Consider the following 505-nt stretch of genomic DNA (forward strand, 5'->3'; position numbering starts at 1 on the left):
CAATAAATTCATATCTTTAAGGCGAAGCTTTCTAAATTTAGTTAATGTACTTGAGTTTATTAAATTTGTTTCTTCTGGGGCTAAATTCAGAAAATATTTAAAGGACATGTCATAAAGAGTTCTTTCAACAACATCTTCATCAGACAATTCATAGATTACTTTCAAAAGCAAATATTTAAATAGCATTATAGGGTTAATGGCACCTCTACCCATCGATGAACTATAGTTAATCACTAATTCGTCATAAACAAAAGAAAAGTCAACAAGGTCATTAATTTGCTTTAAAATGTTATCTTTAGGAATAATTAATGAATATAAGCTACGGTATGTATTTATTTCTATTTCATATTGTCCTTTTAGCATTATAGTTTAACCCCTTTTATTTTATTCTACTATACTAATTCGACATATCTTTTAAAATTCCTTTTTGTTTTTAGTTTTTTATAAAAAAAAATCGCCATCTTTAATTTGATGACGATTTTTCATATAGTTTTTCAGTGGCCTC

Annotated in this window: 1 protein-coding gene; it reads right to left on the reverse strand. The window is 26.3% G+C overall.

The features are described from left to right. A partial coding sequence (locus tag KPL55_RS25835; RefSeq protein ID WP_216309597.1) for a transposase occupies positions 1–363 on the reverse strand: 363 nt, incomplete at its 3' end. Positions 364–505: the final 142 nt, after the last annotated feature.

This window comes from Clostridium lacusfryxellense (genome assembly GCF_018861735.1).
Classification (GTDB): domain Bacteria; phylum Bacillota; class Clostridia; order Clostridiales; family Clostridiaceae; genus Clostridium_AD; species Clostridium_AD lacusfryxellense.